12 protein-coding genes are annotated in these 12,694 nt (G+C 66.8%); 8 read left to right on the top strand and 4 right to left on the bottom strand.

Annotated elements, in window-relative coordinates:
- Positions 1 to 265 precede the first annotated feature (265 nt).
- On the top strand, positions 266 to 5,755 hold the full coding sequence (locus MRBLWH12_RS05775) for a glycosyl hydrolase family 8 (RefSeq protein ID WP_363547081.1): 5,490 nt from the start codon (positions 266 to 268) through the stop codon (positions 5,753 to 5,755).
- 22 nt (positions 5,756 to 5,777) lie between these two features.
- Complete coding sequence (locus MRBLWH12_RS05780; RefSeq protein WP_363547084.1) at positions 5,778 to 6,473, top strand: alpha/beta fold hydrolase; 696 nt, start codon at positions 5,778 to 5,780, stop codon at positions 6,471 to 6,473.
- A 39-nt stretch (positions 6,474 to 6,512) separates the two neighbouring features.
- Here MRBLWH12_RS05780 and MRBLWH12_RS05785 read toward each other — a convergent pair whose 3' ends face one another.
- A complete protein-coding gene (locus tag MRBLWH12_RS05785; protein WP_045280106.1) occupies positions 6,513 to 7,223 on the bottom strand; it encodes a beta-ketoacyl-ACP reductase in 711 nt (236 codons plus the stop codon).
- Between the two features lie 139 nt (positions 7,224 to 7,362).
- Between MRBLWH12_RS05785 and MRBLWH12_RS05790 the strand changes: the two genes are divergently transcribed.
- The 4 genes from MRBLWH12_RS05790 to MRBLWH12_RS05805 are packed head-to-tail and all read left to right on the top strand — an operon-like array spanning position 7,363 to position 9,424.
- Positions 7,363 to 8,016, top strand: coding sequence for a DUF4190 domain-containing protein (locus MRBLWH12_RS05790; RefSeq protein WP_363547088.1), 654 nt, complete (start codon positions 7,363 to 7,365; stop codon positions 8,014 to 8,016).
- A 39-nt stretch (positions 8,017 to 8,055) separates the two neighbouring features.
- Positions 8,056 to 8,403, top strand: coding sequence for a DUF3099 domain-containing protein (locus MRBLWH12_RS05795; RefSeq protein ID WP_363547091.1), 348 nt, complete (start codon positions 8,056 to 8,058; stop codon positions 8,401 to 8,403).
- The gene (locus MRBLWH12_RS05800) at positions 8,400 to 8,609 is read left to right on the top strand and encodes a hypothetical protein (protein WP_414684936.1); all 210 of its coding nucleotides are present in this window, start codon (positions 8,400 to 8,402) and stop codon (positions 8,607 to 8,609) included. Before MRBLWH12_RS05795 ends, MRBLWH12_RS05800 begins: the two co-directional genes overlap by 4 nt.
- Positions 8,606 to 9,424, top strand: coding sequence for an SURF1 family protein (locus tag MRBLWH12_RS05805; RefSeq protein ID WP_363547094.1), 819 nt, complete (start codon positions 8,606 to 8,608; stop codon positions 9,422 to 9,424). The genes MRBLWH12_RS05800 and MRBLWH12_RS05805 overlap by 4 nt, the downstream gene beginning before the upstream one ends.
- A gap of 55 nt (positions 9,425 to 9,479) precedes the next feature.
- Here MRBLWH12_RS05805 and MRBLWH12_RS05810 read toward each other — a convergent pair whose 3' ends face one another.
- The 3 genes from MRBLWH12_RS05810 to MRBLWH12_RS05820 all read right to left on the bottom strand — a co-directional run bounded on the left by MRBLWH12_RS05810 (position 9,480) and on the right by MRBLWH12_RS05820 (position 11,904).
- Entirely contained in the window at positions 9,480 to 9,908 is a 429-nt protein-coding gene (locus MRBLWH12_RS05810) for a cupin domain-containing protein (protein WP_341974544.1), read from the bottom strand.
- Positions 9,909 to 9,987: 79 nt separating this feature from the next.
- A complete protein-coding gene (locus MRBLWH12_RS05815) occupies positions 9,988 to 11,586 on the bottom strand; it encodes an ABC-F family ATP-binding cassette domain-containing protein (protein WP_363547097.1) in 1,599 nt (532 codons plus the stop codon).
- 75 nt (positions 11,587 to 11,661) lie between these two features.
- Complete coding sequence (locus MRBLWH12_RS05820; protein WP_363547100.1) at positions 11,662 to 11,904, bottom strand: hypothetical protein; 243 nt, start codon at positions 11,902 to 11,904, stop codon at positions 11,662 to 11,664.
- On the opposite strand from MRBLWH12_RS05820, the gene MRBLWH12_RS05825 reads away from it, so the two are divergent.
- Entirely contained in the window at positions 11,857 to 12,018 is a 162-nt protein-coding gene (locus MRBLWH12_RS05825; protein WP_363551405.1) for a hypothetical protein, read from the top strand. The genes MRBLWH12_RS05820 and MRBLWH12_RS05825 overlap by 48 nt on opposite strands.
- A gap of 57 nt (positions 12,019 to 12,075) precedes the next feature.
- Positions 12,076 to 12,690, top strand: coding sequence for a DedA family protein (locus MRBLWH12_RS05830; protein WP_363547103.1), 615 nt, complete (start codon positions 12,076 to 12,078; stop codon positions 12,688 to 12,690).
- Positions 12,691 to 12,694 lie beyond the last annotated feature (4 nt).

The following is a 12,694-nucleotide window of genomic DNA, read 5'->3' on the forward strand; positions in this document are numbered from 1 at the left end:
GCCCCGAGAACCGGCTCCCGCCGAACCGAGCTCCCGGAGACGTCCGTCACGATGGGGCCCCTTCCGGGTCTCTCGACCACAGGTGATGAACATCCGGTGCGCGCGACGCGCAATCGGGTGAATTCTCCGGAAGACCCGCTCCTGCGCATTGACCCGCCTCGTGTCGTGTGGATAGCATTCGAGCAGATCGTAAATCATGTTTTCAAACGATCTCCGCATTCGCTTGAGCGGTCGTGTCAGACGGCCAGAACATGAAGGACTCTCGATGACGTCTCCGCACCCGACGCTGACCGCGAATCGTGCACGCCCGCTCGTCAGGGCCATCGCGGCCGCTGCGACCGCTCTGATGGTCGCGGCTTTCACCGTTCCGGCCGCCCAGGCCGCCGTGCCCGAACACGTGGCGCAGTGGCAGTTCACCACCGCTCCCGTCGTCGTCGACTCCAGCGTCGGCGCCAACGTGTTCAGTGCGACCGGCGGCACCGAGCCCTCGGCGAGCCTGCGACCGGTCACCACCGACCCGCTCACCGCGTATACCCACGATGAGGCGGAGGGATCCGTCCGCTACCAGGGGTGGAACGATGGCGCCGGAAGCAAGTCCTGGCTGGTCCTCCTCTCCACTCGCGGCTACACGGACCTCACCGTCAGCTCCCAACAGCGCTCCAGCGGCTCCGGTCCTCGCGACTTCGCCGTACAGGTGAGCACCGACGGTCAGCTGACGTGGCAAGACGTCGCCGGTGGCACTCTCGCCGTCAGCGGCGACTTCGCAACGGGGACCACGTCGTCACTCCCCCTGCCCGCTTCCGCCGCCGACAAAGACGAGGTCGCGATCCGCTGGGTCACCACCTCCACGACGAGCGTGAGCGGCGAGACCGTCGGCGCGACCGGCTCCAGCCGGATCAGAGACGTCTCGGTATCCGGCATCCCCACGGGCGACCCGGTGGAGAAGCCCACGACGGCCATCACACTCAGCCCCCTGCAGAATGCCGAGACCGTCCCTGCTGATGCTCCCGTCTCGGTGAAGTTCAACAAGTCCGTAGCCGTGCAGCAGGGAGCCACGGCGTCGATCGTCGACGGCGAGGGCGCAACGGTGAGCGGTGTCGACCTCACCGCAGACGGATCGACCGTCACCGTACAGCACGACGCATTCGCCCCCGGCCGCACGTACACGGTCACCATCCCGAAGACGGCCATCGCCGGAACGGACGATCAGATCGCTCCGACCGCCGACATCACCTGGTCCTTCAGCACAGCCGCTGTGCAGAAGGACTCCGTCGCCGAGTGGGTCTTCGACGATGACGACGACAAGGGCGTCTTCTGGGCGACCGACGGGGCCTATGCCGATCACTCCGCGCTGACCAGCGTGGGAACGAACGGCGAGTACGGCTTCCACGCCGACCGGGGCAACGCGATCTCCGCCCAGGGTTGGAGCGGTGGCATGCGCACCAAGTACTGGCTCGCCGCGCTCTCCACGACCGGATTCGAGAACATCGCCGTCGCCTCGGAGCACAGCGCCTCCGGATCAGGACCGCGAGACTTCGTCGTCGAGATGAGCACCGACCGCAAGACCTGGACCGAGGTCCCCGGCACGACCATCAAGACCGCAACCCACACCTTCGCCTGCCCGGAAGACACCTGCCTGGTGAAGAACGTCGCACTCCCTGCTGCGGCCTCGGGCGCGCAGACGCTCTACGTCCGCTGGATCATGACATCGAACTCACCCTCCAACACCACGGATAACGAGACGGTCGGCGGATACGGAGACAGCTTCATTCGGAACATCCGCATCACCGGCGATCGCGTCGACGGCACACCGACGGTGATGCCCACCTTCGATGTGCTCTCCACACCGGCGGACGGCTCTGCCACCATCGCCCGTGACGTCCCGGTCGAGGTGCGATTCAACAAGAAGATCAAGATCATCGACGCGGCCGGCATCCGGATCGTGGACGAGACGGGCGCAGCCGCCGACGGCGTCGTCGCCACCGTCGAAGACGACACGCTGCGCATTGCGCACGACGCATTCGGATTCGGGCATCGCTACACGGTCTCGGTCGCAGCGTCTGCGGTCGCCGCCACCGATGGCGTCACCCCCGCACAGGACATCAGCTGGAGCTTCAGTACCGTGGTCAAGACCCCCAGCACCTTCTCGATGAACATCAACGGCGACCCGCGTACCACTATGGGGTTCGCCTGGTACACACCTCCGCAGGTCACCGACACGAAGGTGCAGCTCGCACCGGCCGACAACCAGCACGGTGAGGGCTTCCCGACCGACGGGGTGATCGAGTTCGACGGCACGTCCGAGGTCATCGACACGTTCGTGACCGCCGACGACCGCGAGGCTCGCCGCACCACGAAGTTCTCGAGCCACCGCGTGACCGCCGAAGACCTCACCCCCGGAACGAAATACGTCTACCGTGTCGGCGACGGCAGCGCGAACGGCTGGGGAAAGATCGGCACCTTCACCACGGACACGGCCAAGGAAGAGCCCTTCCACTTCATCTTCAGCGCCGACTCCCAGGCGTCCGACCTGTCGAACTTCCTCGAGTGGAAAGACACCTTCGTCAAGGCGATCGACACGATCGACGACCCGAAGTTCATCCTCGTGAACGGCGACCTCGTCGACAACGGCGACCTCGAAGAGCAGTGGCAGTGGATGCTCGACAGCGCAGCCGACCAGCTCGCTCACGTGCCCTACGTCCCCGTGCTCGGCGGACATGAGGTCGAGGACTCCGGCACCCTGCCCAACAACAACTTCTACAACCACTTCAACACGCCGAAGGACTCCGGCACCGGCGCCCATGACGGCTCCGTCTACTCCTTCGAATACGGCAACTCGCTCTTCATGCAGTTCAACTCCCAGTACGGCGGCTTCCTCGACGACGACGGCAACATCGGTCGGATCGACACGGAGTTCGCCAACCAGCTCGACTGGCTGCGCCGCACCGTCGCTGAGACGGATGCGCGCTGGAAGTTCGTCTCCCTCCACAAGGGCGTGTACTCCGCCGGCGAGAACGTCTGCAACTGGGAGGCCGACCGCGTGGCCTTCTACGAGAAGGTGCTCGTCCCGGTGTTCCAGGAGACCGGCGTCGACGTCGTCTTCGAAGCACACGACCACATGTACATGCGCTCTCACCAGATGCTCGACGGAAAGCCTGTCGACACCATCACCGACGAGAACGGCAACATCGTCGTCCAGTACGACGTCACCGATCCCAACGGCATCCTGTACTTGATGCCGAACGCGCTCGGCAACAAGTTCTACGAGACGCCCGAGGGTTGCGACACGTCATTCGCCGCGATCAATGAGCAGCCTGAGAAGAAGATGTTCGTCGACTTCTCGGTCACCGACGACACCCTCTCGTTCAAGGCCTACACGGCCGCGAAGTCCGATGAGTCAGCGGGCGACAACGGAGTGCGTCTCTTCGACGAATACGCCATCACCCGCACCGACGGCACGCCGGACCCTGTCCGCGATGCGAGCCTCACGATTGCCGACGGCAAGGCGAACTTCGCATGGAAGGCGCCCGCCGCATCGGAGGAGCCGGTGCGCGGCTACCGCATCTACGAGAAGGACGACAAGGTCGGCACCAACTGGAGCGCGTATATCCCCGCGGAGCCCGGCCGTACCGAGTACACCTTCGCGCAGCCGTTGTCCGATGACCCGACCGTGCGCTACGAGTTCGTCATCAAGGCGGTCGGCACGAAGGACAACTCGGCTCCGGTGGCCGTGGTCCCGCCCCGCGCGGGCGACGACGAGAAGGCGCCGACGGCGCCAGTCGGCCTCAGCATTCGGATCCCGTCGCAGTTCCAGATCGACCTGAGCTGGCTGCCGTCGACGGACGCCGTCGGCGTGACCGGATACAAGGTGTTCCGTGACGGCGAGCTGATCGCTCGCACCACCACAACCACCTTCGCCGACAAGGGTCTGACTCCCGGAACGACCTACGAGTACACGGTGAGTGCCTACGATGCCGCAGGAAACGAGTCCGAGAAGGCCACGCCCCGTCAGGCGTCGACGCCGCAGAATCCGACGACCTCGGACCCGCAGCGACCGTTCGGTCAGCACACGGAGTACGCGGCGGGCACGCTGAAGCCGAGCGCCTCCCAGGCCGAGCTCGACGCCACCGTCGCAGGCCTCTACGACGCCTGGAAGGATGCGTACCTGACACAGAACCCGTACGAGGATGACGAGTACTACGTCTACTACAACGGCAACGGTGAAGCGGGTGAGGAGACGCCGGATGCGGTGACCACGTCCGAGTCGAACGGCTACGGCATGCTGATCACCGCGATCATGGCCGGACACGACCCTGATGCCAAGAAGTACTTCGACAGCCTGCTGCGGTTCTCCAAGGCGCACCCCAGCAGCATGGATCCGAACCTCATGGCCTGGCAGCAGCGCGACGACGGCACCGCGATCGTCAACACGCTCACGTTCGATCCGGAGAACCCGGATTGGGGCTGGTTCGGTGACGACGCCGCTACCGACGGCGACCTGGACATGGCCTATGCCCTCCTCATGGCCGACCAGCAATGGGGCAGCGGCGGCGAGTTCGACTATCTGGGCGACGCCCAGCGCATCATCGACGCCATCCTGAACAGCGCGATCCACCCGAGCGAGAACGTCGTCCTCCTGGGCGACTGGACGAAGGACGAAGCGGTGTACGGCCGCGGTACCCGCACATCGGACTTCATGATCCAGCACTTCAAGGACTTCGCGGCCGCGAGCGGGAACGAGCGCTGGACGACCATCGCAGACAAGACGCACGCCGTCTCGAGTCAGCTGTTCACGGACCACAGCCCGACGACGGGCCTGCTGCCGGACTTCGCCTTCAAGGACGGCGACGGCTACCGGCCCGCTGATCCCGAGTTCCTCGAGAGCGAGTTCGACGGCGCATACAACTGGAACGCGAGCCGCGTACCGTGGCGTCTCGGAACGGACTACCTCCTCACGGGCGACGACCGCACCAAGGAGCAGCTCGCCGCGATGAACGCGTGGATCGCGTCGTCGACCGGCGGCGACCCGACGACGATCGACCAGGGATACCTCCTCGACGGCGCACCCATCGAGGACGGCTTCGACCTCGCGTTCGCCTCGCCGTTCACGGTGAGCGCGATGCTCGACGGCGGCGACCAGGCGTGGCTGGACAGCCTCTGGCAGGTCAACACGGCCGATCCCGTGACGACCTACTTCGGTGACAGCATCCGGATGCTCTCGATGATCGTCGTCTCCGGCAACTGGTGGTCGCCGACCGGCGTCGGTCTCCCCCGTTCCGAGACGCCTCCTGCACCTCCTGCCGATGTGACGGCGACGGCGCTCGCGCCCGACTCCGTCGAGGTGTCCTGGACAGCGACCGGCGGCGCGCTCTTCTCGGCGGCGACGAACGGCGCGACCGTGATCGGCTACCGGATCTACCGGGACGGCGCGGCCGTCACGAGCGTGGCCGAAGGCACCTCCTTCCGAGACTCCGGGCTCACGGCGGGGACGACCTACGGCTACTACGTGACCGCGATCGACGTTCAGGGTCGCGAGTCGTCCCCGAGCCCGATCGCGTCGGCGACGACGCCGAAGTCCGGGGGCGGCGAAACGCCGACGACGCCGACGCCCCGCCCCGGGGACGGGCTTGCGACGACGGGTGGCGACGCGCCGGTCGGCCTGTTGATCGGCGGCGTCCTGCTGCTCGCCGCCGGTGGCCTGGCCCTGACCATGCGGAGGCGAGGTCGCGCCGGACGGAGTCGGAGCAACGTCTGATGTGACGGGTATGGTCGGGGCCATGAATCTCATCCTCATCCCCGGCCTCTGGCTCGATGCATCCAGCTGGAACGACGTCATCCCCGATCTCGAGCGTGCGGGTCACCGTGTGCATGCGCTCACGATGCCGGGTGTCGGCGCTGGCGCGGCTGCGTCGAGTGACATCGGCATCGCCGATTGGATCTCGGCGGCTGTCAGCGCGATCGACGCCGTCTCCGGACCGGTCGTCGTCGTCGGCCACAGTGGCGGCGGCAACGTCGCCTGGGGCGCTGTGGATGCGCGGCCCGAGCGTGTCGTGAGAGTCATCTTCGTCGACACGGTGCCGCCGCCCGCCGGCGTGGGGATCAGCGAGTTCGAGGTGGTCGATGGCGTCATCCCGTTCCCGGGCTGGGACTTCTTCCCCGACGAGGACGTCGAGGACCTCGACGAACCGACTCGCGCACGAACCGTGCCACTCACCGGAAGCGTGCCGGCACGCGTGCCCACCGATCCGATCGTGCTCGGAAACCGGGCGCGGTTCGGAGTACCGGCGACGCTGCTCATGGGCAGCCTCGATCAGGAGACGCTGGAGTCGGAACTCGACAACTGGGGTCCGTACGGCGAGGAGTTCCGGGCGATCGAGAGCGTGGAGGTCGTACGGATCGACTCCGGGCACTGGCCGCAGTTCTCGGCCCCGGAGCGTCTCGCCGAGCTGATCAACGCGGCATTGACCGCCTGAGCGCGGCCGCTCGCCCGCTGGTCACAGCCAGGCCTGCGGTCAGTGGCCCATTCCGAGGCCGCCGTCAACCGGGATGACCGCACCCGAGATGTAGCCTGCGTCGTCGCCGGCGAGCCAGGTGACGACGCCGGCGACCTCGTCGGGCGTCGCGAAGCGACCGGCGGGGATGTTGGCCTTGTACTGCTTCTGTGTCTCCTCGGGGAGCTCTGCCGTCATGTCGGTCTCGATGAATCCCGGAGCGACGACGTTCGCCGTAATGCCTCGACCGCCGAGCTCGCGCGTCAGTGAACGTGCGAAGCCGACGAGAGCGCTCTTCGAGGCGGAGTAGTTCACCTGGCCGGCCGAGCCGTACAGCCCCACGACACTGGAGATCAGGATGACCCGGCCGAAGCGGGCGCGGAGCATGCCCTTGGATGCGCGCTTGACGACGCGGAAGGTGCCGCCCAGGTTCGTCGCCACGACGCTGTCGAAGTCATCCTCGCTCATCCGCAGCAGCAGAGTGTCCTTCGTGATGCCGGCGTTCGCCACGACGATCTCGACCGGTCCGAGCTGCTGCTCCACTTCGGTGAACGCGGCGTCGAGAGCTGCAGCATCCGTGACGTCTGCGCGCACCGTGAGTGTGCCCTCAGGGCCCTCGCCGCTGCGTGCGGTGACCGCCACGCGGTATCCATCGCGGACGAATCGCTCGGCGATCGCCCGGCCGATGCCGCGGTTGCCTCCGGTGACGAGGACGACGCGCTGAGCACTCATGTTCCACTCCTGATCTGGCGGCGGCTTCCGGGCGGCCGAGCCGAGAACGATCCTATCGAGGATGCCGCGACCGACACCCGCGAAACGTTTGACAGATCCATCCACGGCTGAAACGCTGTGCAGGACGAAAGGCATCACTGTGAGCGACAACAGCACCCCCACTTCGCCCGCGGAGGACCCGTCCCTGACGCCACCCGCTGCCGCACCGGCGGCTCCGGCTCCCGTGTGGCCCGCCCCGGCGCCTGCCGCCGCTCCGGTCTACCCGGTCGCACAGCCGGCACAACCTCCGCAGGCGTATCCTGCGGCACCGACGCAGGCGTACCCCGGTGCCGCACCGTCGTACCCTCCCGCCCCGCAGGCGTATTCGGGCGCAGCACCCTCCTACCCTGCCGCTCCGCAGGCGTACCCTGGCCAGCAGCAGAACTATGGCGTTCCGGGCCCGCCCGCACAGCCCGGCGGCTACCCGGTGTACGGCACTCCGATGCCTGCGACCTACGCGCCCGCTCGGCCGACCAGCGGACTCGCGATCACGTCACTGGTGTGCGGCCTGGCCGGGCTCCTGCTGAGCTGGCTGTTCATTCCGATGCTCGCCTCGGTGGTAGCTGTGATCACAGGACACATGGCACTCGGCCAGACCAAGAAGAACCCAGGGCTCGGTGGGCGCGGCCTGGCGTTCGCCGGCCTCATTCTCGGCTACGTGGTCATCGCCTTCCTGGTTCTGTCGATTGTGATGTCACTGCTCAGCCTCATCTTCTTCGGTGCGTTCAGCCTGCCGTTCATCCTCAACTCGTAGCAGTCCACGCCGCTCGCATCGGCGTAGGCTGGAGTCATCGTGAAGGCCGAACGACACGCCCCTGCTGTCACCTCCCTGCCGCTGTCGCCGCAGGATGAGGTCGCTCATCGTGTCCGCCGCTATGCGCTCACGATGTCGATCCGGATCGCCTGTTTCGCACTGATGGTGCTGGTGCAGCCCTATGGCTGGTACACGTGGGTCTTCGCGATCGCTGCGGCTGTACTGCCCTACATCGCCGTCGTGTTCGCCAATGCGGGCAGCGACAGCACCGAGACGCGCGCCGAGTCACCAGTGCAGCAACTGGAGAGCGCGGCGCCCGAGCCGACCGTCCCGCCGGCGGACCCTCAGATCGTGACGATCCACGAGACCCGCGAGGATCGGCCATGACCGGATCGGCCATGACCGCGCCGGAGTGCTCTCGAGCGGGCTGCCGGGTCGCCGCGACCCACCAGGTGGTGTGGCGCAATCCGCGCATCCACGCCGCCGATCGGGAGAAGATCTGGCTCGCCTGCGATGAGCACGTCACGTTCCTGCGCGACTACCTGGCCGCTCGGGACTTCCCGGTGACAGTCCGCGACGGTGTGCCCGCATGAGGGAACGGATTCTGCGCTGGGGTGTCTATGTCCTCATCGCGATCGGCTTCGCGGTCGGGTGCGCGTTCCTCTCGAACTGGCAGTTCGACCGCAATGAGTCGCGCGAGGAGCAGATCGAACTCGTCGAGCGGAACTACGATGCCTCACCGGTGCCCCTCGCCCAGCTGATCGGCGACGACGGCGTACTGGACCCCGAGGACCAATGGCATCCGGTGATCCTGAGCGGCGAGTACCTCGCCGAGGACCAGCTACTGGTCCGCAATCGCCCGCACGGCGGCACGAGCGCCTTCGAAGTGCTGGTTCCGTTCCGGGATGCGGATGGACGCGTGTTCATCGTGGATCGTGGCTGGGTTCCGCCGGGCGATGGTGAGGCGCCAGACACTGTGCCGGCTCCGCCATCGGGCGAGGTCGAAGTGATCGTGCGGTTGCGGCCGGGCGAGCCGCTTCCCGCATCGGGCCGAGGCGCGCCGACGGGGCAGGTACCGACGATCCACCTGCCGACGGTGGCGAAACTCGTCGACGGGGACGTCATCACCGAGGCGTATGGCCAGCTGGTCAGTGAGGACCCGGCGCCGGAAGTGGCGCCCAGCGGGTTCGACTCCCCCACCGACGACCCCGGCCCTCACCTCTCCTACGCCATCCAGTGGATCCTGTTCGCGCTGATGGGCTTCGTCTTCATCGGCTACATCATCCGCACCGAGATCGTGAAGCACCGCGAGGATCTCGAGGGGGCTCCGGCGCCTGCGAAGCATCCCCGCCGCCGCGACCACGACGCCGACACCGAAGACGAGCTTCTGGACGCCGGGGTCCACTGACCTCGTCCCACGAGCGCGATGTCCCCCGAGAACTACGGCAGCTCAGAGGGTGACGTCACCAGGGCATTTCCCGCTCGGGGTTGCGCGTGCCGTCGTTCGGCATGTGCGGCAGCTCCTCACCGCCGGCGCGGATGCAGAGCCAGCGCAGCTCTTCTGGGCTCTCGGGCAATGCCCGCCAGGTGCGCCATGCGCCCTGGCCCACGCGGATGACCGTGCCGGGGCCGACCTCGACGACGTCGTCATCCAGACCCATCTGTCCGCGCCCGCCGAGGAAGACGTACAGTTCTTCGACGCGCGAGTGCGTGTGCCAGTAGCCGGCCTGCTCCCCCGGTGCGAGCGCGTTCGCGGTCATCCCGATGTACTGCATCGTCAGTTCATGATCGACGACCCTCCGGCCGTCGCGCGATCGCGCCTCATCGAACCCCCCGAAGTGACCTCGCCATTCATCGAGGGCGCCGATCTCGACCACCTGATACGCGTTCATCGCTGCTCTCCTTCGCTCGCTTCCGAGTCTGCCAGGACTTGAAGGAGGGAGGGTCGCCCGACGAGGGGCTAACTGCGGGCTACGCGAGCTCGATGAGGTCCTGGTATTCCTGGCTCCAGATGTCCTCGACACCGTCGGGCAGGATGAGCACGCGCTCGGGGTTCAGGGACTGCACCGCGCCCGGGTCGTGCGAGACGAGCACGACGGCGCCCTCATAGTGCGCGAGCGCATCCAGGATCTCTTCACGCGACGCCGGGTCGAGGTTGTTCGTCGGCTCGTCGAGCAGCAGCAGGTTCGCGGATGACACGACCAGCGTCGCCAGCGACAGACGGGTCTTCTCGCCACCGGAGAGCACGCCGGCGGGCTTGAGAACATCGTCGCCGGTGAACAGGAACGATCCGAGCACTCGTCGCGCCTCGGTCTCCGTGATGTGCGGAGCAGCGGACACCATGTTCTGGAGTACCGACCGCGACACGTCGAGGTTCTCGTGCTCCTGGGCGTAATAGCCGACCTTCAGGCCGTGCCCGGGCTCGAGCTGTCCGGTGTCCGGCTGGTCGACGCCCGCGAGCATGCGCAGCAGGGTGGTCTTGCCGGCGCCGTTGAGGCCCAGTACGACGACCTTGGAGCCGCGGTCGATCGCGAGGTCGACGTCGGTGAAGATCTCCAGCGAACCGTACGACTTCGAGAGGCCGGTTGCCATCATCGGCGTCTTGCCGCAGGGCGCGGGCTTCGGGAAGCGGAGCTTCGCGACCCGGTCGACCTGACGAACCTCATCGAGGCCGGCGAGGAGCTTCTCGGCGCGTGCCACCATCTGGTGCGCTGCGGCCGCCTTCGAGGCCTTCGCCCCGAAGCGGGCGGCCTGCTGCTGCAGCGTGGTCGCCTTCTTCTCGGCGTTCGCGCGCTCCTTCTTGCGGCGTTCCTCGTCGGCCACCCGCTGGCGCAGGTAGTTCTTCCAGTTCATGTTGTACGTGTCGATGCTCTGGCGGTTCGCGTCGAGGTAGAACACCCGGTTGACGGTCTCCCCCACCAGCTCCACATCGTGACTGATCACGATCAGTCCGCCCTTGTATCCCTTGAGGAACTCGCGCAGCCACACGACGCTGTCGGCGTCGAGGTGGTTCGTCGGCTCATCGAGAATCATCGTCTCGGCGTCGGAGAAGAGAATGCGGGCCAGCTCGATGCGTCGACGCTGACCGCCCGACAGCGTGGAGAGCGGCTGGTCGAGGATGCGGTCCGGCAGCGAGAGGTTGTTGGCGATGGATGCCGCCTCAGCCTCTGCCGCGTAGCCGCCCTGCGCCTCGAACTGCTCGGTCAGACGCGCGTACCGCTTCATCGCCTTCGCGGCCACCTCGGGGTCATCCGAGCCCATCGCGGACGCTGCCTCGGTCATGCCGAGGTTCAGTTGTCCGAGACCGCGGGCGTCGAGGATGCGCGTGCGCGCGAGGTCTTCCGGGTTGCCGGAACGCGGATCCTGCGGCAGGTAGCCGAGCTCACCGGAACGGTCGACGCGGCCTCCTGAGGGCAGCACATCGCCGGCGAGCACTTTGGTCAGCGTGGTCTTGCCCGCGCCGTTGCGGCCGACGAGGCCGATCTTGTCGCCGTCGCCGACACGGAACGAGACGTGCTCCATGAGGAGGCGGGCGCCCACGCGAATCTCGAGGTCGTGCACGGCAAGCACAGCAGGTTGTCCGTTCGTCAGGGAGGATGCGGCCGAAGGGCCAGCCTCTCAGTATAGATTGCGCTGGCTGGGCGTTCAGTCGAAGTAGAGCGACCGGTGCAGACGACAACCGGGGTTGAATTCCGCGTCGCAGGTCGGGCACTCATCGACGCGCAGATAATCCTCGATGCGGAGGCGGGAGCAGCACACGCCGCAGACCACGGCTTCCGTGGTCCGAGCGGTCGCCGGCCATGGTCGTGAAGGATGATCGGCGATCGCCTCATGGCACAGATGACACGGAAACCACTCCTCGCAGCAGTGGAAGAGCAGAGCGATCACGTCGAGCTCGCTGTGATAGTGCGCACATCGGGTCTGCTCGTCGACGAGCAGACCCCGCACACGAACCGTCCCGAGCTCGGTGATCGACTCGGCGGATATACCTCCGGAGGCTGACACGGACGATACCGCGGAGGGATGCCGCATCCGCCACCTGCTTCCTAATCTTCTCGGGTGGATGTTATCAACGAGCTCATCATGCAGACCGTCACCTCACCCTGGCTCTACCTGATCATGCTCGTGGTGGCGATCATCGACGGCTTCTTCCCGCCGATTCCGAGTGAGACGGTGCTGGTCGCTGCCGCTGCCGTCGGAGCGTCCAGCGGCGGCGTCAACATCGCACTCCTCTGCGCCGTCGCCGCTGTCGGCGCAGCGATCGGCGACAACATCGCCTACGCGATCGGACGCCGACTGGGCACCCGGCGATTCGCATGGATGCGGCGCCCCCGCGTCGCCGCTGCATTCGTCCACGCGCAACGTGCGCTCGACGATCGCAGCGCCACTCTGATCCTCGGCGCCCGCTACATCCCGGTGGGACGCGTCGCCGTGAACATGTCGGCCGGGGCGTTGGACTTCGCGTGGCGGCGCTTCATCCCCCTGAGTCTTCTCGCAGGCGCGAGCTGGAGCATTTTCAGCGTCGGGATCGGCCTCTTCGCAGGTTCCTGGGTCAAGGATCAACCTCTCCTCAGCGCTGCCATCGGTGTCGTTCTCGCGCTCCTGATCGGGTTCACCGTCGATCGGGTAGCAGCGCGACGTCGGCGCGTCGCTGTGCCGCAACTGGCAGGATGAACGT

Origin of the sequence: Microbacterium sp. LWH12-1.2, from assembly GCF_040675825.1 — a bacterium.
Classification (GTDB): domain Bacteria; phylum Actinomycetota; class Actinomycetes; order Actinomycetales; family Microbacteriaceae; genus Microbacterium.

Coding starts and splice junctions, on each gene's coding strand:
- MRBLWH12_RS05775 (WP_363547081.1), top strand. CDS start 266: ATGACGTCTCCGCACCCGACGCTGACCGCGAATCGTGCACGCCCGCTC.
- MRBLWH12_RS05780 (WP_363547084.1), top strand. CDS start 5,778: ATGAATCTCATCCTCATCCCCGGCCTCTGGCTCGATGCATCCAGCTGG.
- MRBLWH12_RS05785 (WP_045280106.1), bottom strand. CDS start 7,223: ATGAGTGCTCAGCGCGTCGTCCTCGTCACCGGAGGCAACCGCGGCATC.
- MRBLWH12_RS05800 (WP_414684936.1), top strand. CDS start 8,400: ATGACCGGATCGGCCATGACCGCGCCGGAGTGCTCTCGAGCGGGCTGC.
- MRBLWH12_RS05805 (WP_363547094.1), top strand. CDS start 8,606: ATGAGGGAACGGATTCTGCGCTGGGGTGTCTATGTCCTCATCGCGATC.
- MRBLWH12_RS05810 (WP_341974544.1), bottom strand. CDS start 9,908: ATGAACGCGTATCAGGTGGTCGAGATCGGCGCCCTCGATGAATGGCGA.
- MRBLWH12_RS05825 (WP_363551405.1), top strand. CDS start 11,857: ATGACACGGAAACCACTCCTCGCAGCAGTGGAAGAGCAGAGCGATCAC.